The 24,169-nt window shown below is 65.3% G+C and carries 26 protein-coding genes; 12 read left to right on the plus strand and 14 right to left on the minus strand.

What is annotated here, in order from left to right:
• Window positions 1-53 precede the first annotated feature (53 nt).
• Window positions 54-1,202 (plus strand): ribonuclease D, encoded by a 1,149-nt coding sequence (rnd, locus tag QX132_RS01495; RefSeq protein ID WP_316159908.1) that lies wholly within the window; start codon window positions 54-56, stop codon window positions 1,200-1,202.
• Between the two features lie 90 nt (window positions 1,203-1,292).
• On the opposite strand, the gene QX132_RS01500 is transcribed toward rnd, so the two are convergent.
• On the minus strand, window positions 1,293-1,460 hold the full coding sequence (locus QX132_RS01500; RefSeq protein WP_315739433.1) for a hypothetical protein: 168 nt from the start codon (window positions 1,458-1,460) through the stop codon (window positions 1,293-1,295).
• 28 nt (window positions 1,461-1,488) lie between these two features.
• Here QX132_RS01500 and QX132_RS01505 point away from each other — a divergent pair, with 28 nt between their 5' ends.
• Window positions 1,489-1,665, plus strand: coding sequence for a hypothetical protein (locus QX132_RS01505; protein WP_315739432.1), 177 nt, complete (start codon window positions 1,489-1,491; stop codon window positions 1,663-1,665).
• A 21-nt stretch (window positions 1,666-1,686) separates the two neighbouring features.
• On the opposite strand, the gene QX132_RS01510 is transcribed toward QX132_RS01505, so the two are convergent.
• Genes QX132_RS01510 through QX132_RS01520 form a run of 3 tightly spaced genes read right to left on the minus strand, consistent with a single transcriptional unit; the run spans window position 1,687 to window position 3,516 of the window.
• Window positions 1,687-2,265, minus strand: coding sequence for an isochorismatase family protein (locus QX132_RS01510; protein ID WP_315739431.1), 579 nt, complete (start codon window positions 2,263-2,265; stop codon window positions 1,687-1,689).
• A complete protein-coding gene (locus QX132_RS01515) occupies window positions 2,265-2,888 on the minus strand; it encodes a GNAT family N-acetyltransferase (RefSeq protein ID WP_315739430.1) in 624 nt (207 codons plus the stop codon). The genes QX132_RS01510 and QX132_RS01515 overlap by 1 nt, the downstream gene beginning before the upstream one ends.
• Window positions 2,875-3,516, minus strand: a complete 642-nt coding sequence (locus QX132_RS01520; RefSeq protein WP_315755723.1) for a hypothetical protein — start codon at window positions 3,514-3,516, stop codon at window positions 2,875-2,877. Before QX132_RS01520 ends, QX132_RS01515 begins: the two co-directional genes overlap by 14 nt.
• 55 nt (window positions 3,517-3,571) lie before the next feature.
• Here QX132_RS01520 and QX132_RS01525 point away from each other — a divergent pair, with 55 nt between their 5' ends.
• Window positions 3,572-4,615, plus strand: coding sequence for a LysR family transcriptional regulator (locus QX132_RS01525; RefSeq protein WP_315739428.1), 1,044 nt, complete (start codon window positions 3,572-3,574; stop codon window positions 4,613-4,615).
• Between the two features lie 4 nt (window positions 4,616-4,619).
• Here the strand turns inward: QX132_RS01525 and QX132_RS01530 are convergent, their stop codons facing one another.
• On the minus strand, window positions 4,620-5,768 hold the full coding sequence (locus QX132_RS01530) for an autotransporter outer membrane beta-barrel domain-containing protein (protein ID WP_316159909.1): 1,149 nt from the start codon (window positions 5,766-5,768) through the stop codon (window positions 4,620-4,622).
• Window positions 5,769-6,132: 364 nt separating this feature from the next.
• Between QX132_RS01530 and QX132_RS01535 the strand changes: the two genes are divergently transcribed.
• Complete coding sequence (locus QX132_RS01535) at window positions 6,133-6,342, plus strand: cold-shock protein (RefSeq protein WP_315712366.1); 210 nt, start codon at window positions 6,133-6,135, stop codon at window positions 6,340-6,342.
• 145 nt (window positions 6,343-6,487) lie between these two features.
• On the opposite strand, the gene purN is transcribed toward QX132_RS01535, so the two are convergent.
• Together purN and purM are read right to left on the minus strand one after the other, a co-directional pair.
• Window positions 6,488-7,141, minus strand: coding sequence for a phosphoribosylglycinamide formyltransferase (gene purN / locus QX132_RS01540; RefSeq protein ID WP_315739426.1), 654 nt, complete (start codon window positions 7,139-7,141; stop codon window positions 6,488-6,490).
• Window positions 7,142-7,154: 13 nt separating this feature from the next.
• Window positions 7,155-8,228, minus strand: coding sequence for a phosphoribosylformylglycinamidine cyclo-ligase (purM, locus tag QX132_RS01545; RefSeq protein ID WP_315755726.1), 1,074 nt, complete (start codon window positions 8,226-8,228; stop codon window positions 7,155-7,157).
• A gap of 155 nt (window positions 8,229-8,383) precedes the next feature.
• Here purM and QX132_RS01550 point away from each other — a divergent pair, with 155 nt between their 5' ends.
• The 4 genes from QX132_RS01550 to ppx all read left to right on the plus strand — a co-directional run bounded on the left by QX132_RS01550 (window position 8,384) and on the right by ppx (window position 13,536).
• Window positions 8,384-8,938: a CDP-alcohol phosphatidyltransferase family protein gene (locus tag QX132_RS01550; protein ID WP_315739423.1), complete on the plus strand. Its 555-nt coding sequence runs from the start codon at window positions 8,384-8,386 to the stop codon at window positions 8,936-8,938.
• A 58-nt stretch (window positions 8,939-8,996) separates the two neighbouring features.
• Entirely contained in the window at window positions 8,997-9,674 is a 678-nt protein-coding gene (locus QX132_RS01555; protein WP_316159910.1) for a DnaA ATPase domain-containing protein, read from the plus strand.
• A gap of 124 nt (window positions 9,675-9,798) precedes the next feature.
• Entirely contained in the window at window positions 9,799-11,994 is a 2,196-nt protein-coding gene (locus QX132_RS01560; protein WP_316159911.1) for an RNA degradosome polyphosphate kinase, read from the plus strand.
• 42 nt (window positions 11,995-12,036) lie between these two features.
• Window positions 12,037-13,536, plus strand: a complete 1,500-nt coding sequence (gene ppx / locus QX132_RS01565; protein ID WP_315739460.1) for an exopolyphosphatase — start codon at window positions 12,037-12,039, stop codon at window positions 13,534-13,536.
• 7 nt (window positions 13,537-13,543) lie between these two features.
• On the opposite strand, the gene QX132_RS01570 is transcribed toward ppx, so the two are convergent.
• Both QX132_RS01570 and QX132_RS01575 read right to left on the minus strand, forming a co-directional pair.
• Window positions 13,544-13,966, minus strand: a complete 423-nt coding sequence (locus QX132_RS01570; RefSeq protein ID WP_316159912.1) for a globin family protein — start codon at window positions 13,964-13,966, stop codon at window positions 13,544-13,546.
• Between the two features lie 366 nt (window positions 13,967-14,332).
• On the minus strand, window positions 14,333-15,820 hold the full coding sequence (locus tag QX132_RS01575) for an aldehyde dehydrogenase family protein (RefSeq protein ID WP_316159913.1): 1,488 nt from the start codon (window positions 15,818-15,820) through the stop codon (window positions 14,333-14,335).
• A 118-nt stretch (window positions 15,821-15,938) separates the two neighbouring features.
• Between QX132_RS01575 and QX132_RS01580 the strand changes: the two genes are divergently transcribed.
• On the plus strand, window positions 15,939-17,024 hold the full coding sequence (locus tag QX132_RS01580) for a substrate-binding domain-containing protein (protein WP_315739417.1): 1,086 nt from the start codon (window positions 15,939-15,941) through the stop codon (window positions 17,022-17,024).
• A gap of 37 nt (window positions 17,025-17,061) precedes the next feature.
• Here QX132_RS01580 and QX132_RS01585 read toward each other — a convergent pair whose 3' ends face one another.
• Together QX132_RS01585 and ndk are read right to left on the minus strand one after the other, a co-directional pair.
• A complete protein-coding gene (locus QX132_RS01585) occupies window positions 17,062-17,919 on the minus strand; it encodes a TerC family protein (protein ID WP_315780470.1) in 858 nt (285 codons plus the stop codon).
• Window positions 17,920-18,001: 82 nt separating this feature from the next.
• Entirely contained in the window at window positions 18,002-18,424 is a 423-nt protein-coding gene (ndk, locus tag QX132_RS01590) for a nucleoside-diphosphate kinase (RefSeq protein WP_315739416.1), read from the minus strand.
• A gap of 286 nt (window positions 18,425-18,710) precedes the next feature.
• On the opposite strand from ndk, the gene QX132_RS01595 reads away from it, so the two are divergent.
• From QX132_RS01595 to QX132_RS01605, 3 genes are all read left to right on the plus strand, one after another.
• The gene (locus QX132_RS01595) at window positions 18,711-18,986 is read left to right on the plus strand and encodes a sulfur globule protein precursor (RefSeq protein WP_315739457.1); all 276 of its coding nucleotides are present in this window, start codon (window positions 18,711-18,713) and stop codon (window positions 18,984-18,986) included.
• Window positions 18,987-19,175: 189 nt separating this feature from the next.
• Window positions 19,176-19,367 (plus strand): hypothetical protein, encoded by a 192-nt coding sequence (locus QX132_RS01600; RefSeq protein ID WP_315739415.1) that lies wholly within the window; start codon window positions 19,176-19,178, stop codon window positions 19,365-19,367.
• 51 nt (window positions 19,368-19,418) lie between these two features.
• Entirely contained in the window at window positions 19,419-21,287 is a 1,869-nt protein-coding gene (locus tag QX132_RS01605; protein ID WP_316159914.1) for an ABC-F family ATP-binding cassette domain-containing protein, read from the plus strand.
• A gap of 66 nt (window positions 21,288-21,353) precedes the next feature.
• Here the strand turns inward: QX132_RS01605 and QX132_RS01610 are convergent, their stop codons facing one another.
• The 3 genes from QX132_RS01610 to QX132_RS01620 all read right to left on the minus strand — a co-directional run bounded on the left by QX132_RS01610 (window position 21,354) and on the right by QX132_RS01620 (window position 24,050).
• Window positions 21,354-21,848 carry a hypothetical protein gene (locus tag QX132_RS01610; protein WP_315739456.1) on the minus strand — a complete coding sequence of 165 codons (495 nt, stop codon included), beginning with the start codon at window positions 21,846-21,848 and terminating at the stop codon, window positions 21,354-21,356.
• A 204-nt stretch (window positions 21,849-22,052) separates the two neighbouring features.
• Window positions 22,053-22,505: a DNA polymerase III subunit chi gene (locus QX132_RS01615; RefSeq protein WP_315739413.1), complete on the minus strand. Its 453-nt coding sequence runs from the start codon at window positions 22,503-22,505 to the stop codon at window positions 22,053-22,055.
• A gap of 9 nt (window positions 22,506-22,514) precedes the next feature.
• Complete coding sequence (locus tag QX132_RS01620) at window positions 22,515-24,050, minus strand: leucyl aminopeptidase (RefSeq protein ID WP_316159915.1); 1,536 nt, start codon at window positions 24,048-24,050, stop codon at window positions 22,515-22,517.
• Window positions 24,051-24,169: the final 119 nt, after the last annotated feature.

The following is a 24,169-nucleotide window of genomic DNA, read 5'->3' on the forward strand; positions in this document are numbered from 1 at the left end:
TGACTTGTCAGCGTTTTCGGACGACGGCGTAAGTGCCTCGTCATGGATCGTTCATGGACTTGATCACCACCACCGCGGACCTCGCGGCCGCCTGCGCCCGCCTCGCCCAGCACCCGGTCGTCACCGTCGATACCGAGTTCCTGCGGGAGACCACCTACTACCCCCTGCTCTGCGTCGTGCAGATGGCGAGCCCGGACGAGGCCGTGGTGATCGACGCCCTTGCCGAGGGCATCGATCTCAAAGCCTTCTTCGAGCTGATGGCGAACGAGAAGGTCCTGAAGGTCTTCCACGCCGCCCGCCAGGACATCGAGATCATCTGGCACCGCGCCGGCATCGTGCCGCACCCGATCTTCGACACCCAGGTCGCCGCGATGGTGCTGGGATACGGTGACAGCATCGCCTACGACCAGCTGGTCGAGCGCATCACCGGCCACCGCCCCGACAAGACCCACCGCTTCACCGACTGGTCGCGGCGGCCGCTGACCAAGGAGCAGGCGCATTACGCCGAGGCCGATGTCACCCATCTGCGCGACGTGTTTGCCGCGCTCGATGCCGACCTGAAGAAGCGCGGGCGGAGCGACTGGGTCAGCGAGGAGATGGAGATCCTGACCTCGCCGAAGACTTACGACTTCCATCCCGAGCGCGCCTGGGAGCGGCTGAAGACGCGGGTCCGCAAGCCGAAGGAGCTCGCGGTGCTGATCGAGGTCGCGGCCTGGCGCGAGCAGGAGGCGCAGAGCCGCGACGTGCCGCGCAGCCGCGTGATGAAGGACGACGCGGTCGGCGACATCGCCACCCATGCCCCGACAACGATCGAGAAGCTCGGCAATCTGCGCTCGCTGCCCAAGGGCTTCGAGCGCTCAAGATGGGGCTCCGACATCGTCGCCGCCGTGCAGCGCGGGCTGGCGCGCGATCTCGCCGCCCTGCCCAAGCTGGAAAAGCCGCGCAACAACTCCAATGGCGCTGCGATCGTCGAGTTGCTCAAGGTCCTTCTGCGCATGACCTCGGAGCGCCATGCCGTGGCGAGCAAGGTCATCGCCACCGTCGACGATCTCGAGCAGATCGCCGCCGACGACAATGCCGACGTTGCTGCGCTGCAGGGCTGGCGCCGCGAGCTGTTCGGCGAGGCCGCGCTGGCGCTGAAGCACGGCAAGCTCGCGCTCGCCATCGAGAAGGGCCGCGTCGTCCGGGTCGACCGGCCCTGACGGGCATCGCAGCGGCTATGGCCGGCTACGTCTTCCGGAGTTTGCCCAGTTGATTGCAGCAGGCGGCACGGCCGCCCATAATGCTGCCCATCATTCGGCGCTGGTCTGCCCCCTCAACTCCGCCTCGATTGTCTGAGACACCTCAACCAGAGCCATCGAAAGAATGTAGGCGCTGGTCGGCAGATTGAGCTGGCGCGCTTTCGCGATGGCCGCCTGGAGGCTGCTCGCCAGCTCTTTGAGCTCTTCCTCTCGGGTCATGTCGTGGTCTCGGTCCTGGAGCTGCCGCGTGAGCAAAGACGATTGCGAACCGCCGGAACAGAAGCTGCTGCGGCTGCTCAGCGAGAATCCGGTCGACCTGCACGTCGTCGAGGCCCTTCGCCTCGTCGTCGCGTTCAACAAGATCAGCGATCCGGCCGATCGCCGTATGATTATCGATCTGGCCGAACGACTCGCCTCAGGATGATACCGCCAATATCCGCCGCGGTCACACCGCGAGCCGGCCGCCGGCGCCGATAAGCTCGGCACTGTCGAGGACGCCGGCAAAATTGCCAATCACCTTGGTTACAACCAGCTTGTACAACGCAGCGTCGCCGGCACAAGCCTGCCGGCATGCGACGGCGTCTCCGATCACCTGATAGCGGTGGCTGCGGTGAAAACCGTCCACCACCGTCGAGAGGATCGTCTCGTCCAGCGAGAAGCCGAGCAGCACGCAGCGCATGCTGCGCATGTTCGCCATGTACTCGGCGAACCGAGCCGAGCTATAGGCCGACGGCAGTGGATGCTCGAACGCAAGCTCCCCTGGGGTCGGCTTGAAGTCCGGAAGCCAGTTCGTCAGGTTGGAGGCCGGATTGAACCAGGCCGCCTGTGCGATCCGCTTGAGATGGACGACCGGCCAAAGGTTGTCGCGCCAGAGCGCGATCAACTGCCGGCACCGCGCCGTGACGACATCGCCATCGGCGATCAGATGCCTGCGTCCCTCGGCGAGATATTCGCATTGCAGATCGGCGCAGACGAGAACCGGCGGATCCACCTCGGTGGCACCGAACAGATCTCGGCTCGACATCACTGTCTCGCTGCGGCGAAGTCGCGCAAGGGCGAGGACGCCGGCCGGCCGGCCGAGAGATCGAGCACGCCCGGCCGGTCCCAGTCCCCTTCCGGACGAATGATCATGTAGGGATCGCTGTCGAGCGTGATCGCGTCGTCGCACGGCTCAAGGTCCAGCACCATCTCAGTGTATGAGAAATCCGAGAAGGTGAGCTTGCGATTATGGCCGAGCGGCTTGGCGCCGAAATGCGCCCAGAAATCGACGAGACGATCCTGCGCGTGGCCATAGGCCTTCTTGAAGCCCTTGCGCCTGCAATAGTCGAGCGCCTCGCGAACCAGCTTGAACGACAGTCGCGAGCGCCTGTACTGATGGCGCACCGCGAGCCGCTCGACCTTGGCGAAGTCGCCGAAGAAGCGCACGCGCACGCATCCAGCCGGCTCGTTGCCGACGAAACCGAGGAAGTGGGCTGCAACCAGATCGTTGCCGTCGAACTCCTCTTCCATCGGACAATCCTGCTCGGTCAGGTAGACCGCCGAGCGGATCGCCGTGACGAGCATGAGGTCATTCGGATCACGCGCGATGCGCACCGTGATCGCGCGCGGATTTGTCTTTGCCGCCCTGGCCGAACTAATGCTTTGCATCCGCAATGCTCCCTTGTCCGAAACTCGTGATCGACTGGATCGAAGGCGCGATCATCTCGGGCAGCCGGTTCCACGGCCGCTGATACCACCAGAGATCGGGCTGAAAGCTTGGAACCGGCGTGAAGCCGAGTGCGCCGAGAAACGCGCGCCCTTCCGGACTCGACGGTTGTGCGTAGTAGTCGGCGGCGCGAAATCTCGCGCCTCGCAGCGCCTGCGCGACGTTGCCGAGGCCGATTGCTCCTCGCCCTTGCGCCACGAGCGCCCAGACATAGATGGCAGCTACGTCTTCGTCCGGTCGCGCCAGAAATCTGCGCGGCGGATCATTCAAATTGAACTCATCCAGGAGCAACGCATCGAGGCCTGAGCAGTTGAGATAGAGGAAGGCGATGCCGCCGAGCAAGTTCCTGCCGCGGTAGAGCGCGAAGATCGAGTCCGGATCGTGCCGCAAGAACTCCGCAAGTTCGTGTTCCGAGGCACGAACGCCCGGTATTTCCCGGCGTGCGAGCGCCGCGAGCTCGCCGAGCCGATCGAGCGTGACCGCCTGAGCCGTGACCCGATCCGTCCGCGGCAGCGCGTCGAGCTGATGTCGCAGCGTGAATTCTGTGCTTCCGCGGTGCAGGTTCTGCATCTATGTTTCCAGCTTGGCTTTGATAACGTCATCATACTTGTCGGGGCTGGAGTGTATGCGGCAACATTTGCATCGGGGTGCTGCATCCACGCAGCACAGGAAGTCTGACGAAACGCTTAACCCTTCATGGGAGGATTTGAGAGCATTTCTGCTTTGTACGCGTCACCGCAGCTTCCGAAACGCGGCGGATGTTCTCGGACTGACCGGCACAACCCTGATGCGCAAGATCGACCGGCTCGAGGACGAGCTCGGATTCAAGCTCTTCATCCGTGATCAATCCGGCCTGTCGCTCAGCGACGAGGGACGATCGTTGCTGTTCGACGTCGAGCAGATGGAGCGGCTGAGCTTCAACATCTTCCGGCGCGCCTCGCTGTCGACCGACACTCAGGGATCGGTGCGCGTCGCCGTGACCGAAGGCCCCGGCAATTTCTGGATCCTGCCGCGACTGATCGATTTCCAGAAGACCTATCGCAGGATCACGGTCGATCTGAGCTGCGCGATGCAGCAGGCCGACGTGTCGCGGCTGGAGGCTGACATCTCGATTCAGTTCGAACGGCCGACCAACCCCGACGTGATCGTTGTGAAGCTCGGCCGTCTGCACATCTACGGCTTCGTGTCGGAAGCCTATCGCGACGCGCATGGATTGCCGACATCGCTGGCGGATCTCAAGAACCACCGCATCATCAAGCAGCACGGCGTGCAGCTCGACGAGACGGGCTATGCGCGCATCCTCGGCTTGGAGTCGCTCGAGGGCATCGTCGGCATCTCCACCAATTCCAGCGTTGCCGTGCTCTACGCGGTCGAGCGCGGCGCCGGCATCGGCTTCCTGCCGACATCGGCGGTCGCGCTCGGGGCGCCGCTCGTTCCGGTCGATCTCGGCATCAACTACCACATGGATCTGTGGCTGACCTATCACAAGGAGTTTCGCAACTCCGACCGGCACAAGGTCGTCATCGACTGGCTGAAGCGCATCTTCGATCCGAAGGTCCATGCCTGCTTCCGGGACGAGTTCATCCATCCGCTGGAGCTCGTGCCTCTGATGGCGTCCGCGCGGGATGTCGTCGGCTTCGGCGGCTACGTCGCGCCGAAACCGGTCTGACGACTTACCACTTCAACTCGACGCCGAGCGTCCCCTGATGCGACTGCAGCGCCGAACGCAGCTTCGCATCGTAGTTCAGATAGAGGCGTGACGTTCGGTTCAGGGATAGCGACAGTGCCGCGCCGGCGTCGGCGCCGTAACGGCCCTCGCCAAGGCCCTGCAGCGTGATGCTCTGCGGACCGAGGCTCACGGTCACCGCGCCGAGATTCTGGCTGAAATTGTCGACGAGCTTGCCATAGGCCGAGACGTCGAGGACCCTGCCGTCGACGATGAAGTAGCGGCCGAATTCGGCGCCGACGAGAACGCGGGCGCGCTCCAGCGACGTGCCGCTGACCGACAGCGGATCGAGCCCGCCCGATTCCTGGAATGCCGCGGTCGTGGCGCGGGTGTATTCGAAGGCGAGCTTCGGAACGATCCGGCTCTCACCGATGCTCCAGTAGTAGTCGAGCTCGCTCAGCACGCCCGTGATGTGGGCGCCGTAGACCGACGTCGCCGCACCGAGGCTGGTGTCGCGCCGCGCATTGATCCCGCCGAAGCCATGGACGATCGCGATCGCCCAGGTCCAGGGTCCCCGGTCGACCGAGGCGTTGAACCCGAACTGTGTGAGATCGAGCGTCGCCGATTGCAGCGCCAGCGGCACATCGACCCTGGTCCGGCTCTGGTCAACGGATAGTCCGACGTTCACGCCCGGCGCGAGGCGCATGCCGATACCGGCGACACCGCCCCAAGTCGTCCTCTTGTCGCCAACGAAGTCGCCTTGCGCATTGCTGCGGACCGTCACGCCATACGTCTCGCCCCAAGTCCGGAACCGAGGCTGTTCCGAAGCCTCCGGCGCACCACCGCCCCCCGGATTGCTCCGCTGCAGCCGGGTGACGCCCTGCGTGGCCTGGGTGCCGAGCCGTTCGAGGAAGCTCGAGCCGAGATCGAGCACGGTTTGGCCGGACGAGCGTTCGGAGCTGATCGCGCCCGGTGCAGGACTGGGCAGTGGGCTCGGCGTTGGTGTCGGGCTAGCGGCTATGCTCGGCAGGCTGGCCTGCGCGGCGCACGGCGAAGACGCGACGGCCATACCGAAGGCGACGATGGCCAGCAGCGCCGCCCCGGGTACACGGGTGCACTGTCGCCTGCCCCGCTTGGCCTGAGATGCCCCGCGCATCGATGCCCCGTTCGCCGCCCGCTCGAATTCGCCTCAATATTGCCGCGTCGATTTGTCCGCAGTTCCCGATTACGGTCAATGAGATTGACCATGCCGCGGCTGCACCGCAAGGATTTGTGGTTCCAGCGCCACAAGCCATGCAGTGCAGCAGCAGCCGGTGACGTGACGTCGCGACGCGTTCTCATCGGTCCGCCAAACTTGATATCGGCGGAAAATCGTGTTGCAATCTTCAGTACAATCGGATTGGCCGTTCGACTGTGCGTTTCGCGACTTCGGAAATTGAGCAGATCCCCGGAAGCCCGTTTGTGGCGTGGCACGCGTGAGCGTGGCCGCGTCTTTTTTTCGTCTAGACGAGGAGACAGCGATGCCGACCTACAAGGGCAGCGTGAAGTGGTTCAACCCGACCAAGGGATATGGCTTCATCAAACCGGCTGGCGGAGACAAGGACGTGTTCGTCCATATCTCGGCCGTGGAGCGTGCTGGACTGACCACGCTCAACGAGAACCAGACGATCGAATATGATCTGGTGGAGAGCCGCGGCAAGACGTCGGCAGAGAACCTGAAGCTCTCGTGAGCATCGTCCCGGCGGAGGGCGCCACAGCGCGCGTTCGAAAGCCAACTCACGAGTTCCGCGTCACGCTCGCTTGCCGCGGATGATCAGACTTCGTCAGCCTTGATGTGCCCCGGCCCCGCCGGGGATTTTTTTCGTCCGGCGACAGCTAACGGACGACGGGCCAGATCAGCGCGTGATCGGCCTGCACCACGGACGACGTCCGGCAGAGATCGCCTTCGAGCCGCACCAGGCCCTTGGCCAGCAGCTTCAGCGCCTCGGGATAGATGCGATGCTCGACGCCGAGAATGCGCGTCGACAGCGTGTCCGGCGTATCGTCGTCCCGGACCACGACCGCGCCCTGCATCACGATCGGACCTGCATCCGTCTCCGGAATGACGAAATGCACGGTGGCGCCTGACAGCTTGACGCCGGCACGCAGCGCCTGGCCGTGCGGATCGAGGCCGGGGAATGATGGCAGCAGCGACGGATGAATGTTGAGCATCCTTCCGTACCAGCGCTGCACGAACTCCGCCGTGAACAGGCGCATGAAACCGGCCAGGCAGATGATCTCGATGCCGCGTGCATCGAGCGCCTGCTGCAATCTGGCTTCGAACCCCGCGCGGTCCTTGCCGAACGGCTTGCTCTCGATAATTTCGATCGCGACGCCGTTCTCCTGCGCTTTCTGCAGTCCGGCCGCATCGGCTCGGTTGGAGATCACGATGGCGACCTCGGCCGGAAAATCCGGCTGCGCCGCCGCGTGGATCAGCGCGGCCATGTTCGACCCACGGCCCGAGATCAGGATGGCGACGCGGCGCTTCATCGGCTCACTCGTCTCACAGGGCCAGATCGAGGGCGCCGGTGTAAATCACGCGCTCATCGCCCGCGGCGGCAACGACCTCGCCGAGCCGGGCAACGTGCTCACCATTGGCGGTGAACACCTCGATGACGGCATCGACGGCCTCGGCCTTGACGATCGCGATCATGCCGATCCCGCAATTGAAGGTGCGCAAGAGCTCGCGCTCGGCAATGCCGCCCTGCTCCGCCAGCCATTTGAAGACCGGCAGCACCGGCAGGCCCGTCAGATCAATCGAGACGCCGAGATGCTTCGGCAGCACGCGCGGAATATTGTCGGTGAAGCCGCCGCCCGTGATGTGCGCAAGCCCCTTGACCGCACCGGTCTCGCGGATGGCGCGAAGGCACGACTTCACATAGAGCCGGGTCGGCGTCAGCAGCGCCGCGCCGAGAGTCAGGACCGGCGCGAACGGTGCCGGCGCATCGAAGCCGAGGCCGGACTGGGCGACGATCTTGCGCACCAGGGAGTAGCCGTTGGAATGCACGCCGGATGAAGCGAGGCCGAGGACCACGTCGCCGGCCGCGATGTCCGGCGACGGCAGCAGCGTGCCGCGCTCGGCGGCGCCGACCGCGAAACCGGCAAGATCGTAGTCGCCGTCCTTGTAGAGGCCCGGCATTTCCGCGGTCTCACCGCCGATCAGCGCGCAGCCGGATTCCCGGCAACCTTCGGCGACGCCGGCGACGATCGAGGCCGTCGCCTCCGGGTCGAGCTTGCCGCAGGCAAAATAGTCGAGGAAGAACAGCGGCTCGGCGCCCTGCACGACGAGATCGTTGACCGACATGGCGACCAGGTCGATGCCGATACCGCCATGCAGCCCGGTCTCGATCGCGATCTTCACCTTGGTGCCGACGCCGTCGGTCGCGGCGACCAGCACCGGATCCTTGAATCCGGCGGCCTTGAGGTCGAACAGGCCGCCAAAGCCACCGATCTCGGCATCCGCGCCGGCGCGGGCGGTTGCGCGCACCATGGGCTTGATCAGATCGACCAGACGGTTTCCGGCATCGATATCGACGCCCGAATCTGCATAAGTGAGCCCGTTCTTGCGCTCGGTCATGGTAAAAACCCCTAATCTGGCCGCTGGTTACGTCGGAATCCGGCCGCGCGCAATGGCTCGCAAGGGGCTCGTCCCCATACTATCTAGGAACCGTACCGGTTCGCCCTGTTTCGGAATCGGGTTGTCTTTTGATCGTTGTCGTCGGGACCCGCTGCGTGACCATTCCCCACAGTATCCCCAATCTGATCACGCTCGGTCGAATCCTGCTGGTTCCGATCGTCGTCTGGGCCATTGCGGCCGGCGAGATGGAGATCGCGTTTCTGGTCTTCGTGGTCGCGGGGGTGAGCGACGCCGTGGACGGCTTCCTGGCCAAGCGCTTCAACCTGCGGTCCGAACTGGGAGCCCTGCTCGATCCCCTCGCCGACAAGGCGCTGCTGGTCTCGATCTTCGTCACGCTTGGCATCTGGGGCGCGATCCCGCGCTGGATCGTCATCCTGGTGGTCTCGCGCGACATCATGATCGTCTCGGCGGTGATCGTGTCCTGGCTGTTCGACCGGCCGGTCGCGATGAAGCCATTGATGGTGTCCAAGCTGAACACGGTCGCCCAGGTGGGATTCGCAGCGCTCGTGCTGGCCTCGCTCAGCTTCGGCTTCGAGCCCAAGCCCTACGATGTGGTGCTGATGGCGCTGGTCACGGTCTTTACCCTCGTGTCGGTCGGGCTGTATCTCGTCGACTGGGTGCGCCACATGAGCACCATCGAGGTCCGGTGATCCTCCGCTGAGGGCCCGTCCTGACCTCACGCACCCCACGATACGGAGCAATTCGACCTTGGCCGCCCATATCCCCCCTCGTCAGCTGGCCTTCGCACTGCCGCATGCGGAGAGCCTGACGCGGGACAATTTCTTCGAAGGTCCAGGCAACGCGGCCGGGCTCGCTCTGGTCGACGCCTGGCCGGAATGGCCGGCGCGGACCATGTTCCTGGTCGGCCCCGACGGCTCCGGCAAGAGCCACCTCGCCGCGATCTGGGCCGAGCAGGCTGGAGCCCGATCCCTGTCCGCGCATGCCCTCGAGGCGAGCGCGGTCCCTGGGGCGCTCGCCACCGGCGCGCTGGTGCTGGAGGACCTGACGGCAACCGATCTCGACGAGCGGGCGCTGTTTCACCTGCTGAACCTGGCCCGCCAGGACGAGGCCTTCGTGCTGATCACGGCGCGCGAGGCCCCGGCGGCCCTGCCCATCGCCCTGGCCGATCTGAGGTCGCGGTTGCGCGCCGTCCCGGTCGTCACGCTGCTGCCGCCCGACGACCAGCTGTTCCGCGCCCTGATCGTCAAGCTGGCCGCGGACCGGCAACTGGCGATCGACGAGACCGTGGTCAGCTATCTCGCAAGCCACATCGAGCGCTCCTATGCGGCGGCACGCCAGACCATCGCGCTGCTGGATAACGAGTCCCTGCGGCTCGGACGGCCGGTCACCCGGGCGCTGGCGGCGGAGCTGCTCCGCCCGCTGTGACCGGCGGCCATCTTGACGGCGGTGGGTGACGGAACCTCAATGGTGCCGGCAACGTCATCCCCTGGTTACCCAGATTGGGCTACGGTCGACCATTCGCGACTGGATGGATATGGATCGAATTCCGATGGATACCGAGCAAGTTACTGAAATTTCAGAGAAAGAACCGGTCGCGGCGCCGTCCTTCGAGATTGCCTCGAGCCCCGAGCGATTCATCAACCGGGAACTGTCCTGGCTTCACTTCAACCGCCGCGTTCTGGAGGAATCGGTCAATCCGCGACATCCCGCCCTGGAGCGGGTGCGCTTCCTGTCGATTTCCGCCAACAACCTTGATGAATTCTTCATGGTCCGCGTCGCCGGCATCCGCGCCCAGGTCCGCGAGGGCATCGCCGAGCGCAGCCCGGATGGGCTGACCCCCACCGAGCAGTTGAAGCTGATCAACGAGACCGTCTCACAGCTCGCGATCGACCAGCAGGCGATCTGGCGCGACCTGCGCAAGTTTCTCGGCGAGCTCGGCATCGTGCTGGTCGACGGCCAGGACGTCACCAAGAGCGAGCGCGCCTGGATCGAGGACCACTTCCTCGCCAACATCTTCCCGCTGCTGACGCCACTGGCGATCGATCCGGCGCATCCGTTCCCGTTCATCCCGAGCCTCGGCTTCACGGTGGCGCTGCAGCTGATCCGCTCCGCCGACGGGCGTCCGATGAACGCCCTCATCCGAATGCCCGGCAAGATCGACCGCTTCATCCGCTTCCCCGGCTCCAAGGATGGCGTGATCCGCCTGATCACCCTCGAGCAGGCGACCGGCCTGTTCATCGGCCGGCTGTTTCCGGGCTACACCGTGAAGGGCCAGGGCGCCTTCCGGATCATCCGCGACAGCGAGATCGAGATCGAGGAAGAGGCCGAAGACCTGGTGCGGCTGTTCGAAACCGCGCTGAAGCGGCGCCGTCGCGGCTCGGTGATCCGGCTCGAGATCGAGGCCAACATGCCGGAGGAGCTACGCCGCTTCGTGCAGAATGCGCTCTCGACCACCGATGACGAGGTGTTCCTGGTCGACGGCGTGCTGGCGATGAACGAGCTGTCGCAACTGACGCGGGTCGACCGGCCCGACCTCGAATTCGTGCCCTATGTGCCGCGCCATCCTGAGCGTGTCCGCGACCATGGCGGCGACATCTTCGCCGCCATCCGGCAGAAGGACCTGATCGTCCATCACCCTTACGAGTCGTTCGACGTCGTCGTGCAGTTCCTGCAGCAGGCGGCGCGCGACCCGGACGTCGTCGCGATCAAGCAGACGCTGTACCGCACCTCCAACAACTCGCCGATCGTGCGCACGCTGGTGGAAGCTGCCGAAGCCGGCAAGTCGGTGACGGCGCTGGTCGAGCTCAAGGCGCGTTTCGACGAGGAGGCCAACATCCGCTGGGCCCGCGATCTGGAGCGCGCCGGCGTGCAGGTGGTCTACGGCTTCCTGGAGCTGAAGACGCATGCCAAGCTGTCGATGGTCGTACGCCGCGAGGGCGGCAGCCTCACGACCTATGTCCACACCGGCACCGGCAACTATCACCCGGTGACGGCGCGCATCTACACCGACCTGTCCTACTTCACCTCCGACCCGGTGATCGGCCGCGACGTGACGCGGGTGTTCAACTACATCACCGGCTATGCCGAGCCGATCGACATCGAGAAGATGGCGGTGTCGCCGCTCACGCTTCGCAAGCGCATGATCGAGCACATCCACGGCGAGACCAGCTTCGCCCGCCAGGGCAAGCCCGCCGTGATCTGGATGAAGATGAACTCGCTGGTCGATCCCGACATCATCGACGCGCTGTATGAGGCCTCGCAGGCCGGCGTGTCGATCGAGCTGATCGTGCGCGGCATCTGCTGCCTGCGTCCCGGCCTCCCCGGACTGTCGGAGAACATTCGCGTCAAATCGGTGATCGGCCGCTTCCTCGAGCATGGCCGCATCTACTGCTTTGGTATGGGTCAGGGCCTGCCGAGCGCCAAGGCCGCCGTCTACATCTCCTCGGCCGACATGATGCCGCGCAATCTCGACCGCCGCGTCGAGGTGCTGTGCCCGCTTCAGAACCCTACCGTGCATCAGCAGGTTCTGGAACAGATCATGGTCGCGAACCTCAAGGACACCGAGCAGAGCTGGCAATTGTTGCCGGATGGGTCGTCAACGCGTATGAAGGCCGCGAAGGGCGAGGAGCCGTTCAACCTGCACAATTACTTCATGACGAATCCGAGTCTGTCCGGCCGTGGAAAGTCGCTCAAGGAATCATCGCCGCGCCGGCTCACGCGCCGGAATGAACGCTCTCCTTCATAGGGGCTGTCTGCACCGGGGCCTTCTGCGCCGGGACATGCCGTGGTGAAGCGGCCCGGCACGAGGGCCGCGAGCGTCGGTGTCATCGACATCGGCTCGAACTCGGTCCGTCTCGTCGTCTACCAGGCGATGGAACGCAGTCTCGTCACCGTGTTCAACGAGAAGGCGCTGTGCGGGCTCGGTCGCGAGGTCCAAACCACCGGCCTGCTCGCGGCCGATGCCGTCGACAAGGCGCTGACCGCGCTGAAGCGCTTCCGCGCGTTGTGCAAGGTGCAGCGGGTGGGGCAAGTTCATGCCATCGCGACCGCCGCCTGCCGCGATGCTTCGAACGGCGCTGATTTCATCGCCAAGGCCGAGAAGATCTGCGGCGCCCCGATCCAGATCCTCACCGGCCCCGAAGAGGCGCGCTATTCGGCGCTCGGCGTCATCTCCGGCATCCACAAGCCCGACGGCATCGTCGGCGACCTCGGCGGCGGCTCACTTGAGCTGATCGACGTGCGCGGGCACCAGGTCCGCAGCGGCGTCACCCTGCCGCTCGGCAGCCTGGCGCTGCAGGATCTCGCCGAGAAATCGCTGAAGAAGGCGGAGCGGATCGCGCGCGAGGCGCTGACCGACCTGCCGCAACTGCTTGCCGGCCAGAACCGCACCTTCTACGCGGTCGGCGGCACCTGGCGCGCGCTGGCGCGCATCCACATCATCCAGAGCGGCTATCCGCTCGGGGTGATGCACGGCTATGCGATTCCGGCGGCCGATGCGCTGGCCTTCGTGCGCCGGCTGCGCCGTCTCGTCGCCGCCGACATGCTGGCCGACATCGAAGCGATCGCCGAGGCGCGGCGCCCGCTGCTCGCCTATGCCGCGCTGGTGCTCGAGCACATCATCCGCGTCGCCAGGCCGACGACGGTCGTGTTCTCGACCTTCGGCGTGCGCGAGGGCTTGCTCTACTCCAAGCTTCCCGACGCCGAGCGCGCCAAGGACGGGCTGCTCTGCGCGGCGCAGGGCCTCAACGAGCTGTTGTCGCGCTCGGCCCAGCATGCCCGCGAGCTGATCGACTGGACCGACCGCCTGTTCCGCGTGATGCACATGCGCGAGACCGAGGACGAGCGCCGGCTGCGGCACGCCGCCTGCCTGCTGTCCGACATCGGCTGGCGCATGCATCCGGACCATCGCGGCGAGCAGACCTACGGCATCGTTCTGAACGGCAATTTCGGCTCGATCAACCACGAGGGCCGCATCTTCGTCGCGCTGTCGGTGTTCTTCCGCTACGAGGGCCTGCGCGACGAGGCGGCGGCGCCTGCCCTCACCGAGCAGCTGAGCCCGGCCCAGATCGATCGTGCGCGCCTGCTCGGCACCGCGTTTCGGGTCGCGCATCTGATCTCGGCGGCGCGGCCCGGCGTGCTGCCCGCAACGCATTTCCGCACCCAGGATCGCAAGCTGATGCTGGTGTTCGAGCACCAGATGGTCGACCTCGTCGCCGACCGTGTCGGCGGACGCTTCAAGCAGCTCGCGCGTCTCGTCGGCCGCTCCGGCTCGATCGTGCGCAGCTAGATCCGGATCAGGGCCGCCGAGCGCCGACCGAAATTGCGATCATCCGCTGGGCGATGATGCCGTAGACCTTGCGCCAGGCCTGCTCCACCTCATCATTCCAATGCGGACCAAGCCCCTTGGCGAGGCTCCACAGCAGCGCCTCCCCGACCACCGGATAGTACTCCGGCTTGACGCCGTAGCGCGCATGGTTGCGGCCGAGGATGTCGGTGCTCGACAGAAGTCCGGTCATCTGATCGAGGCTGCCGACGAGCACCGCGAGCGTCGCGATGAAATCGCGCTTCAACACGTCCATGTCGGCTGGAAACATCGCGCGGCATTCCGGCAAAAGCTCGAACACGCGATCATAGAACGTCGTCGTCATCTGTGTAGCACTGGCAAATACCAAGTCGAACGACGACTTGACGTGCGCAATCTCATCTGCAGTCAACATGCGCAAGTCCAATTCGAAACAATTCCAATCAGGGCCCGATCAGTGGAGCTCGACGTAGTGGTGTCGCGGCGACGCGAACGGGTTCATTATAAGAAGCAGACGACCACGCCCTGCGGTACTTGTCAAAGGCGCGGCACCGTGCCGCAGCACTGTGGATTGGCTTGTGATCCTGCCGCGACGATTGCTGACCGACTCAGCGATCGGAGACGGCAACGGCAACAAACACGACGGCCATCGTGCTTCTCACAGGCCATCGGAGACGCCGACACGCCGGCCGCCGACCGGCGCCAAGGCCGACTGATCCGTTGGATCGCGCAGACGGCCGCCGATGCGAATGGCGGCCGTCCGCGTCAACCGACGCCTGGCTCACACCGCGAGGTTCATCCAGACGGACTTCGGCTCCGTGAAGTTGTCCAGCGCGGCCGTGCCGTGCTCGCGGCCCAGTCCGGAGTCACGATCGCCACCCCAAGGCAGCCGCACATCAGTGTAGCCATAGGTGTTGATCCACACGGTGCCGGCGCGCAGGCACTTAGCGAAGCGATGGACGCGCCCCATGTCGCGGCTCCAGACGCCCGCGGCCAGGCTGTAAGCCGTGCCGTTCGCCATCCGCAGCGCCTCGGCCTCGTCCCTGAACTTGATCACGCTGACCACGGGTCCGAAGATCTCCTCCTGCGAGATCCGCATGTCGTGCGTGACGCCAGCGAAGACGGCGGGGCTGACGAAATAGCCGCGGGCGGCCGCGCGCTGGCCGCCGGTGACGAGCGTGGCGCCTTCGTTGCGTCCGATGTCGACATAGTCGAGGATCGTCTTCATCTGCCGTTCGGAGATGACCGGTCCGAGCGAGGTTGCGCGATCGAGCGGATCGCCGATCCGCAGCGCCCGTGCGCGCTCGGTCAGGCGCTCGACCACCTCGTCATACACGCGCTCGTGCACGAGCACCCGCGATCCGGCCGAGCACACCTGCCCGGTGTTGAAGAAGATGCCGCTGGCCGCAGCCTTCGCGGCGGCCTCGATGTTCGCATCGTCGAAGATGATGTTGGCCGACTTGCCGCCGAGCTCGAGCGAGACGCGTTTGAAGTTGCCGGCCGCCGCCTTCATGATACCGCGGCCGACGCCGGGCGAGCCAGTGAACGTGACCTTGTCGACATCGGGGTGGTTGACCAGCGCCTCGCCGACGGTGCGCCCGGGGCCGGTCACGATGTTGAGAACACCGGGCGGCAGTCCGGCTTCGAGCGCGAGCTCCCCGATCCGCAGCGCCGACAGCGACGTCAGCTCGGCGGGCTTCATCACGACGGTGCAACCGCAGGCCAGCGCCGGCGCGAGCTTCCACATCCCGATCATCAGCGGGAAATTCCACGGCACGATTGCCGCGACCACGCCGACCGGCTCGCGCATCGTATAGGTCAGCGCATCATCGCGCGTAGAGACGACTTCACCGCTGATCTTGTCGGCCCATCCGGCGTAATAAGTGAGCGTATCGATAGCGGCGGGAAGATCCTGGCGCTGGATCGCCGACACGGGCTTGCCGGCATCGAGGCTTTCGAGCTCGATGATCTCGTCGGCATGGTCGCGCAACAGCTGCGTCCATTTCAGCAGGATCGCGCCGCGCTCCGCCGCACGCATCGTTCGCCACGGCCCTTCGAAGGCCTTGCGGGCCGCGGCGACCGCGAGATCGACATCCTCGGCATTGCCCTCGGCGACCGTCGCAATCGCCTGCTCGGTCGCAGGATTGAGCGACGTGAAGGTGCGTCCCGAAACCGAGGGAACATGCCGGCCGCCGATCAGGAGCTGGAACGGCTTCGTCAGATAAGATGTCGTCCTCGAGCCGCGCTCGTAATCATATGCAATCGACATCATATTTCCTCCGTTTGTTGTATACCAATGAAGGTAAGAACAAATATCTGTTCGTAAATATGATATCTGTTGCCTATGGCCGGCGGTCATATGAAGCCGACTTCACAAGCGGGCCCTGATGTTGCGGATCGCGATCGAACCTGTCTGGCGTTTCTACAAGGACGACGGCCCGCAGAGCATCGTCGTGATGCTCCGCGTGCTCAGTGAAATCAGGAGGACGGGTAAGATCACCAGCGCGGCCAGCGACGCGCATCTGTCCTATCGTCACGTCTGGAATCTGATCGAGCAGTGGTCTGAATTCTTCGGCGTGCCGCTGGTCGAGACCCAGCGCGGCAAGGGATCGAAGCTCACTACGTTCGGAGATAAGCTGGTGTGGGCCGGCGAGCGCATGCACGCCCGCCTCGGCCCGCAGCTCGACAATCTGGCGCAGGAGCTGGTGACCGAGATCAAGCCGTTCCTGCAGCCGCATCCCGGCGTGATCCGCGTTCACGCCAGCCACGGCTTTGCCGTCGCCAAGCTGCGCGAGCTGTTGGATCGCGAGCCAGGCGTCGGGGTCGATGTCCGCTATGTCAGCAGCCAGCATTCGCTGGCGTCGCTGGCGCAAGGCGAATGCGACCTGTCGGGACTGCATCTGCCGCGCGGCGAGCTGCGTGCCCAGAACATCCGGGCCTGCAGGGATTGGCTTGATCCCAAGCAGGACTGCGTCATCAGCTTCGTGACCCGTGAAATGGGGCTGATGGTCAAGCGCGGCAATCCGCTGTCCATCCGTTCATTGGCCGATCTTGCCGACGGCAGGGCGCGCTTCGTCAATCGCGATCATGATTCCGGCACCCGCCTGTTGTTCGATCAGTTGCTCGCGTCACAAGGCATCGACGAAGCGCGCATTAATGGCGCGCAGCAGATCGAGTTCACCCATGCAGCCGTCGCCGCCTATGTCGCGAGCGGCATGGCCGACGTCTGCTTCGGCGTCGAGGCCGCCGCGCGGCAGTTCGGACTCGACTTCATCCGTATCCTCACCGAGGACTATTTCTTCGCCTGCCATAAATCGTTTCTGGAAACCGACCCGATGCGGCGGGTGCTCGAGGTGATGAAGGGCGACGAATTCCATCGCGCCGTCGCTGCCCTGCCCGGCTACCAGCCAGCCGCCACGGGATCGGTCCACACCGTTCGCGAATTCCTCGATCGGCTGGATGCGGAGTCCTGACGCCGCCCGGTCGGACGCGACGCGTCCTGACGATCAGCTACGGCAGATCGACGCCGCGCGCCGGCACCAGCTCGCTCTCGGCCTGGCGCTGCAGCGCGCGGCCGCGCCAGATCGAGCCGGCGATCAGCACCACACCGGCGCCGATCAGCGACATCAGCGTCTCCATGACATCGACGTGGCTCGCGAGATTGGTCTTGCCGGCGAACAGCGCCGAGGTCGCCTCGATGTTGATGACCACGGTGCCGTCGAGGAGATGGTGCAGCATCGGCTCGATCGCGGGATCGGTCGCGATCACCTCGCCGGCCACCCAGCCGAGCAACATCGCGCCGAGCCAGACCAGCAGCGGGACCCGATCGAGCACGAGCATGATCAGCGCGGCGCCCGCGATGATCAGCGGGATGCTCATGGCGAGGCCGATGATCAGCAGGGACGCCTGGCCGTTCGCGGCCGCAGCCACCGCGATCACGTTGTCGAGGCTCATCACGAGGTCGGCAAGCGCGACGATGCGGACCGCATGCCACAGCGTCGTGCCGGCTGCGATCTCGTCGTTCTCGTCCTCGGGCACCAGCAGCTTGGCGGCGATCACGATCAGCGCCAGCCCGCCGATCAGCTTCAGGTACGGCAGCGCCATCAGGGTGGCGACGATGCCGGTAAAGGCGATGCGCAGTGCGACGGCAATGCCGGAGCCGGCCACCATGCCCCAGACGCGATGCTTGCCGTGCAGGCCGCGGCAGGCGAGCGCGATGACCAGCGCATTGTCGCCCGACAACAGCACGTTGATCCAGACGATCTTGCCGAGCGCGAGCCAGAAGCCCGGGCTCTGCAGGTCGGCCTCGAATTGAGCGAGCAAATGGCCGAAAGTGGCGGGATCAGCGAGTTGCGACAGCCAGTTCACGGCCAAGCCTTTCAGATCGGTTCAACGAAGATTGAGCACGTCGGCATGCGGCGGAGCGAGGCTCCGCCGCAGCGATCATGGCTCAGCCGACGATCTCGTTGCCGGCGAAGAACTGCGCGATCTCGACCGCAGCCGTCTCGGCGGCATCCGAGCCATGCACCGAGTTCTCGCCGATCGACTTCGCATGCGATTTGCGGATGGTGCCGTCGGCGGCCTTCGACGGATCGGTCGCGCCCATCACGTCGCGGTACTTCAGGATGGCTCCTTCGCCTTCGAGGACCTGGACGACGACCGGGCCGGAGATCATGAAATCGACCAGCTCGCCGAAGAACGGCCGCGCCTTGTGCACGGCATAGAATGTCTCGGCCTGGTCGCGGGTCATGCGGATCCGCTTCTGAGCCACGATGCGCAGGCCGGCCTTCTCGATCAGCGCATTGATCGCGCCGGTGAGGTTACGCTCGGTCGCGTCGGGCTTGATAATCGAAAAGGTGCGCTCAATCGCCATGATGTCGTCCTTGGAGGTGCGGGATTTGGGTGGGTTGCGGGCTTATATCGACGCGATTGGTCGACGGCAAGCGACCGGGACCCAGCCCGGAGGCGCAACGCCTTACGACAATTTCACGTTTCTGAACATAGCCTGAAGGGTTCGTGCGACCATCATTCAGCTCTCATGTCTTAACGTGTTCGGTATCGGGCGAGGACGAGCCAGCAGCGTTCCGGTGGCCGCCCTCTCCCAGCCTCATCCGTCGGACAATTTCGGCGCCACCAACGCTGTCATCCAGGAGACGATCATGTTGCGCAAACTCTCCCTCATCGCGGCGGCCGCCGTTGCCCTCGGCGCAGCCGCCCTCGCCCCGACCGCCGCCTCGGCTCACTGGCACGGTGGCTGGCATGGCGGTGGTTGGCACGGCGGCGGCTGGCATGGCGGTTGGCACCGTCCGTTCTACGGTCCCCGCTTCTTCGTCGGCGGCCCGGCCTACAGCTACGGCTATGGAGGCTGCTATGTGCGCCGCGTGGTTCCGACCCCGTGGGGACCGCGCTGGCGCCTGATCAACCGCTGCTATTGATACGAGCCTCGGCGCGGCACCCGCCCCCCGCCGCACCGAACTCGCATCGCCCCGGCGTCTCCCCCACGCCGGGGCTTTTTTTGTGCAGTTTCAACCTCATTTCGGGGTATTCCGGTCAGGAGCCGGAAACAAATCGAGCGGCCACGACTTGTTACGGCATCGTCCTGCAACTGCTCGTGGAATTCCGTCATGTCTGGCCGCACCGCCAATTTCAGCGAGGCTCTCGATCGCAAGACCAGCCGATCGATCTGCGAGGCCGTCGGCGAGCGCCTGCAACGCAGCCTGCCGCCGGACGGCTCTCACCTGCCGGCCTCCCTTGCCGACCTGATGAACGAGTTGCGCAAGCGCGACGAGGCCGGGACGAGCCTATCCGGCCGCTGAGACCGCGACAAAGCGGTTGCCTTTGGCCGCGCGCGCGGTGACAAGGCGCGCATGCTTTCCATCACCGACATCTCCATCCGCCTCGCCGGACGGCTTCTCATCGACCAGAGCTCGGTGCAGATTCCGCCGGGCGCGCGCGTCGGGCTGGTCGGCCGCAACGGCACCGGCAAGTCCACCCTGTTCAAAGCGATCCGCGGCGAACTGTCGCTGGAGACCGGCAGCATCAGCGTGCCGCCGCGGTGGCGCATCGGCAGCCTGGCCCAGGAAGCCCCGAGCGGGCCCGAAAGCCTGATCGAGGTGGTTCTCCGGGCCGACCTCGAGCGGCACGCGCTGCTGCACGAGGCCGAGACCGCCCATGACGCAGACCGTATCGCCGAGATCCAGACCCGCCTCGTCGACATCGACGCGCATTCCGCCCCGGCGCGCGCGGCCGCGATTCTCAGCGGCCTCGGATTTTCCGCCGCGGATCAGGCGCGAGCCTGCGCCGAATTCTCCGGCGGCTGGCGCATGCGGGTCGCCCTCGCGGCCACGCTGTTCGCCGCACCCGACCTGCTCCTGCTGGACGAGCCGACCAACTATCTCGACCTCGAGGGCACGCTGTGGCTCGAGGATCATCTGGCGCACTATCCGCGCACGGTGATCGTGATCAGCCATGACCGCGATCTGCTGGAAACCTCCGTCGACCAGATCCTGCATCTCGACCGTTGCAAGCTCACGCTGTACCGCGGCAGCTACTCCTCCTACGAGGAACAGCGCGCCACCCGCGAGATGCTCGATGCCAAGGCGGTCAAGCGCCAGGAAGCGGAGCGCGCGCGGCTGCAGGCCTTCGTCGAGCGCTTCAAGGCCAAGGCCTCGAAGGCGCGCCAGGCGCAGTCCCGCGTCAAGATGCTGGAGCGGATGAAGCCGATCACCGCGCTCGTCACCCAGGACGTGCACGAGATCACGTTCCCCGCACCGGAGCGACTGTTGTCGCCGCCGATCATCGCGGTCGACAACGCCTCGGTCGGCTACGACCCCGCGCAACCGGTGCTCAACCGCGTCACCTTACGCATCGACAATGACGACCGCGTCGCATTGCTCGGCGCCAACGGCAATGGCAAGTCCACGCTGGTGAAGCTGCTGGCCAGCCGGCTCGCGCCGTTCTCCGGCAAGGTCACGCGCGCCGACAAGCTGTCGATCGCCTATTTCGCCCAGCACCAGCTCGATGAGCTGGACGAGACCGGATCGCCGTATAGTCACGTGCGCAAGCTGATGGGTGACGCGCCGGAGTCGAAAGTACGCGCGCGCGCCGGCGCGATCGGGTTTTCCGGCAAGGCCGCCGACACGCTGGTGAAGAGCCTGTCGGGCGGCGAGAAGGCGCGGCTGCTGCTCGGGCTCGCGACCTTCTTCGGCCCCAACATGATCATCCTGGACGAGCCGACCAACCATCTCGACATCGACAGCCGCGCCGCGCTCGCCGAAGCGATCAACGAATTTCCCGGCGCCGTGATCATGGTCTCGCACGACCGCTATCTGATCGAGGCCTGCGCCGACCGCCTCTGGGTCGTCGCCGACCGCACGGTGAAGACCTACGATGGCGATCTCGATGACTACCGGCGCATGGTCCTGTCGTCACGCAGCGGCGCCGGCACACGAGAGACCGAACGTCCGCAGGTGACCGAGAAAGCGGAGCGGCCGCGCGTCGACAACAGACGGAGCGGGCTGAAGCAGAAGATCACGGCGGTCGAAGCCGAGATCGCCCGCATCACCGGGATCATCGCCAAGATCGACGGCGCGCTGTCGCTGCCCGACATCTTCACACGCGACCCGAAACAGGCGGCGCAATTGTCGAAGGCACGGGCCAATGCCGCCGACGCGCTGGCGCGCGCCGAGGAGCAATGGCTGGAAGCGAGCACGTTGTATGACGAGGCAACCGGCTGATCGAGCAATCCGCGACGAACCAATGTTCGTCCGACGAACTACTCTCTCGGCAACTTCAGCGCACACTCAGGTCGCGCGCTTCTTCGCCTTCGGCTTGACCGTCTTCGGCGCGGGTCCCGGATCGGGCGCTCGCTCGACCGAGGTCAGGCGGCCGGAGCTGAACGTGTAGACGCCGGAGCGCGCGCCGCGCAGCCAGGTCACCGTGGCCACGCGCTCACCGCCATTGCTCGAGATGTTGACGTTGTCGGGTGCACCGATGCCGCGCACCACGTCGCATTCGGTATGGCCGAGTGCGACGGTGCCGCCGACGGCCGGCGTTGCGGCGGCGGGATCATTCGCCAGCGCGTTCGCGCCCGCAGCACCGGCCGCAGGCGCCATGCCCGGGCACGCGCCTTCGGCGCTCACAAGGTCCTCAGCCGTGACCGGCTTATCCGGCGTCAGCGGCGGCGCGTCGATCGAGATGTTCCTGATGAACAGGCGCTGCGGCCGGTTGAACCACTCGGCGTCCTTGGACAGGAAATCGGGCGTGCTCGAGCATCCGGCGACGACCGGGGCAAGCACAAGGAACGCCAGAGCGCGCGTCAGCTGTTTGTTGTGGTCTCGCACGATGAACCTTGCTGAATTGCAACCTGTGGACACTCTAACGTGTTGTCCCAACATCACTTTGCGGCACGTTCGTGACTTTGCCAACGCTCTGCCGGTAAATCGGCAGTTTATCATGAATCGCGCCGCGCTGCCATCATTGGCGCTTCACGGACTTCCGCATCATTGCCGGCGCTGCCAACGCCCCCGCTCATCCGCCTGCCAGTAGGTGACCTCGAATCCTCGCGATTTGCAATCGGTCCACGCCGATCTCGCAGCCGCGAGCGCGTCCGCATCATCGCCGTTGAATACGAGCACCATGCGCTCGTAGCTGTGCGAGTCCGATGGCAGCGGCGCGTTGTCCACCAGGAAACGGACGTTTGCGCCGTTGGGATTGCTCTCTTCCACCGCGAGCACGATCGGCTGGTCGGCCACATCGGCCACCCGCCAGGTGGCATGCGGCAGAAACGAATCGTCGCGATAGGTCCACAGATGCGCATCGAGCGCATCCGCGCGCTCCTCCGACGTCGACTGCACCACTACGCGCCAACCGCGCTCGAGCGACTTCTCGAGCAGCGGCGGCAGCACGCCTTCAATGGTCATGTTCTGCAGATGGTAGAACAGGACTTCTGTCATCGTCCCGCGTCACGCCTTGGCGCCGGACTTGGCTTCAGCCTTGGCGTCGGATTTGGATTCGTAGGAATCCCACACCAGCCGGTCGAGCAGCCGGACGCCATAGCCCGATCCCCAGCTCTGGTTGATCTCCGATTTCGGCGCGCCCATCGCGGTGCCGGCGATGTCGAGATGCGCCCACGGCGTGTCGTTGACGAAGCGCTGCAGGAATTGCGCAGCAGTGATCGAGCCGCCATGGCGTCCACCGGTATTCTTCATGTCCGCGAACTGCGAATCGATCAGCTTGTCGTATTCGTGGCCGAGCGGCATGCGCCAGACCTTCTCACCCGTCTCCTGCCCCGCCTTGAACAGCTTGTCGGCGAGATCATCATTGTTGGTGAAGAGGCCGGCATGATCGGTGCCGAGCGCGACCATGATCGCGCCGGTCAAGGTTGCCAGGTCGATCATGAACTTCGGCTTGAACTTGGTCGCGACGTACCAGAGCACGTCGGCGAGCACGAGCCGGCCCTCGGCATCGGTATTGATGATCTCGATGGTCTGGCCGGACATCGAGGTGACGATGTCGCCCGGACGCTGGGCGTTGCCGTCCGGCATGTTCTCGACCAGGCCGATGGCACCGATCACGTTGGCCTTGGCCTTGCGTGCGGCGAGTGCATGCATCAGGCCGACCACGCAAGCCGCACCGCCCATGTCGCCCTTCATGTCCTCCATCGAGCCGGCCGGCTTGATCGAGATGCCGCCGGTGTCGAAGCACACGCCCTTGCCGATGAAGGCGACCGGCTGCTCGCCGCGCTTGCCGCCATTATAGTGCATCACGACGGTGCGGCTCGGCCGTGCCGAGCCCTGGCCGACGCCGAGCAGCGCGCCCATGCCGAGCTTCTTCATCGCAGGCACGTCGAGGATCTCGACGGTGACGCCGAGCTTGCGCAAGGCGGCGGCGCGCTTGGCGAACTCCTCAGGATAGAGCACGTTCGGCGGCTCGTTGACGAGATCGCGCGCCAGTATCACCCCGTCAGTGACGTGGGACCGCGGCGCGAACGCCTTCTTGGCCGCCGCGGCATCCGCTACGGCGATCGAGACATTGGCGCTGACGGCGCCCTCCTCGTCTTTCTTCTTGGTCTTGTAGCGATCGAACCGATAGGCCCGCAGCCGGATCCCGGTGGCCAGCGAGCTGACCTGATCCGGCAACAGCGGGCCCGAAGGCAACTCGGCCAGCACCGCCACCGCTTCAGTTCCGGCGTTCAGCTTTCCGGCTAAAGTGCCGCCGTATTTAAGAAAATCCTTGTCCTTGAGGTCTGAACCCTTGCCGGTGCCAATGACGATCAAGCGCTGAATCTTGATTCCCTCAGGAGCCAGCAGGTCCAGCACCGCGCCATCCTTGCCCTTGAACCGGGCTGCCCCGGCCGCGCGCTTGATCAGGTCCGAGGCTCCCCCGAGCGCCTTCTCGGTCGCGACTCCAAGTCGCAGGGTGTCATCGCAGAACGCCACCACGATGCCGCGCGGGGCGGTCGATAGCGGGACGAAGCCGACCTTGACGGCGTCGGACATCAAGCAATCCTCCAAATTTCGACGTGATGAGCCGCCACGTCCGGCCGAAAACCTCAAGGACCAGACGCGGATGGCGGCAGTTCGGAACCCAACTTGGCAGCAGTATGACCTGCCCGGGC

The sequence above is a fragment of the Bradyrhizobium sp. SZCCHNRI20481 genome (assembly GCF_032485055.1).
Classification (GTDB): Bacteria; Pseudomonadota; Alphaproteobacteria; order Rhizobiales; family Xanthobacteraceae; genus Bradyrhizobium.

What these genes read in the sequence shown, in the direction of transcription:
- rnd (WP_316159908.1), top strand. Translation starts at nt 54, where the DNA reads ATGGACTTGATCACCACCACCGCGGACCTCGCGGCCGCCTGCGCCCGC.
- QX132_RS01605 (WP_316159914.1), top strand. Translation starts at nt 19,419, where the DNA reads ATGCTTTCCATCACCGACATCTCCATCCGCCTCGCCGGACGGCTTCTC.
- QX132_RS01515 (WP_315739430.1), bottom strand. Translation starts at nt 2,888, where the DNA reads ATGCAAAGCATTAGTTCGGCCAGGGCGGCAAAGACAAATCCGCGCGCG.
- ndk (WP_315739416.1), bottom strand. Translation starts at nt 18,424, where the DNA reads ATGGCGATTGAGCGCACCTTTTCGATTATCAAGCCCGACGCGACCGAG.
- QX132_RS01570 (WP_316159912.1), bottom strand. Translation starts at nt 13,966, where the DNA reads ATGTTGACTGCAGATGAGATTGCGCACGTCAAGTCGTCGTTCGACTTG.
- QX132_RS01580 (WP_315739417.1), top strand. Translation starts at nt 15,939, where the DNA reads ATGTTGCGGATCGCGATCGAACCTGTCTGGCGTTTCTACAAGGACGAC.
- QX132_RS01530 (WP_316159909.1), bottom strand. Translation starts at nt 5,768, where the DNA reads ATGCGCGGGGCATCTCAGGCCAAGCGGGGCAGGCGACAGTGCACCCGT.
- QX132_RS01575 (WP_316159913.1), bottom strand. Translation starts at nt 15,820, where the DNA reads ATGTCGATTGCATATGATTACGAGCGCGGCTCGAGGACGACATCTTAT.
- QX132_RS01510 (WP_315739431.1), bottom strand. Translation starts at nt 2,265, where the DNA reads ATGTCGAGCCGAGATCTGTTCGGTGCCACCGAGGTGGATCCGCCGGTT.
- purM (WP_315755726.1), bottom strand. Translation starts at nt 8,228, where the DNA reads ATGACCGAGCGCAAGAACGGGCTCACTTATGCAGATTCGGGCGTCGAT.
- QX132_RS01595 (WP_315739457.1), top strand. Translation starts at nt 18,711, where the DNA reads ATGTTGCGCAAACTCTCCCTCATCGCGGCGGCCGCCGTTGCCCTCGGC.
- QX132_RS01525 (WP_315739428.1), top strand. Translation starts at nt 3,572, where the DNA reads ATGCGGCAACATTTGCATCGGGGTGCTGCATCCACGCAGCACAGGAAG.
- QX132_RS01535 (WP_315712366.1), top strand. Translation starts at nt 6,133, where the DNA reads ATGCCGACCTACAAGGGCAGCGTGAAGTGGTTCAACCCGACCAAGGGA.
- QX132_RS01600 (WP_315739415.1), top strand. Translation starts at nt 19,176, where the DNA reads ATGTCTGGCCGCACCGCCAATTTCAGCGAGGCTCTCGATCGCAAGACC.
- QX132_RS01560 (WP_316159911.1), top strand. Translation starts at nt 9,799, where the DNA reads ATGGATACCGAGCAAGTTACTGAAATTTCAGAGAAAGAACCGGTCGCG.
- QX132_RS01620 (WP_316159915.1), bottom strand. Translation starts at nt 24,050, where the DNA reads ATGTCCGACGCCGTCAAGGTCGGCTTCGTCCCGCTATCGACCGCCCCG.
- QX132_RS01615 (WP_315739413.1), bottom strand. Translation starts at nt 22,505, where the DNA reads ATGACAGAAGTCCTGTTCTACCATCTGCAGAACATGACCATTGAAGGC.
- QX132_RS01520 (WP_315755723.1), bottom strand. Translation starts at nt 3,516, where the DNA reads ATGCAGAACCTGCACCGCGGAAGCACAGAATTCACGCTGCGACATCAG.
- purN (WP_315739426.1), bottom strand. Translation starts at nt 7,141, where the DNA reads ATGAAGCGCCGCGTCGCCATCCTGATCTCGGGCCGTGGGTCGAACATG.
- QX132_RS01500 (WP_315739433.1), bottom strand. Translation starts at nt 1,460, where the DNA reads ATGACCCGAGAGGAAGAGCTCAAAGAGCTGGCGAGCAGCCTCCAGGCG.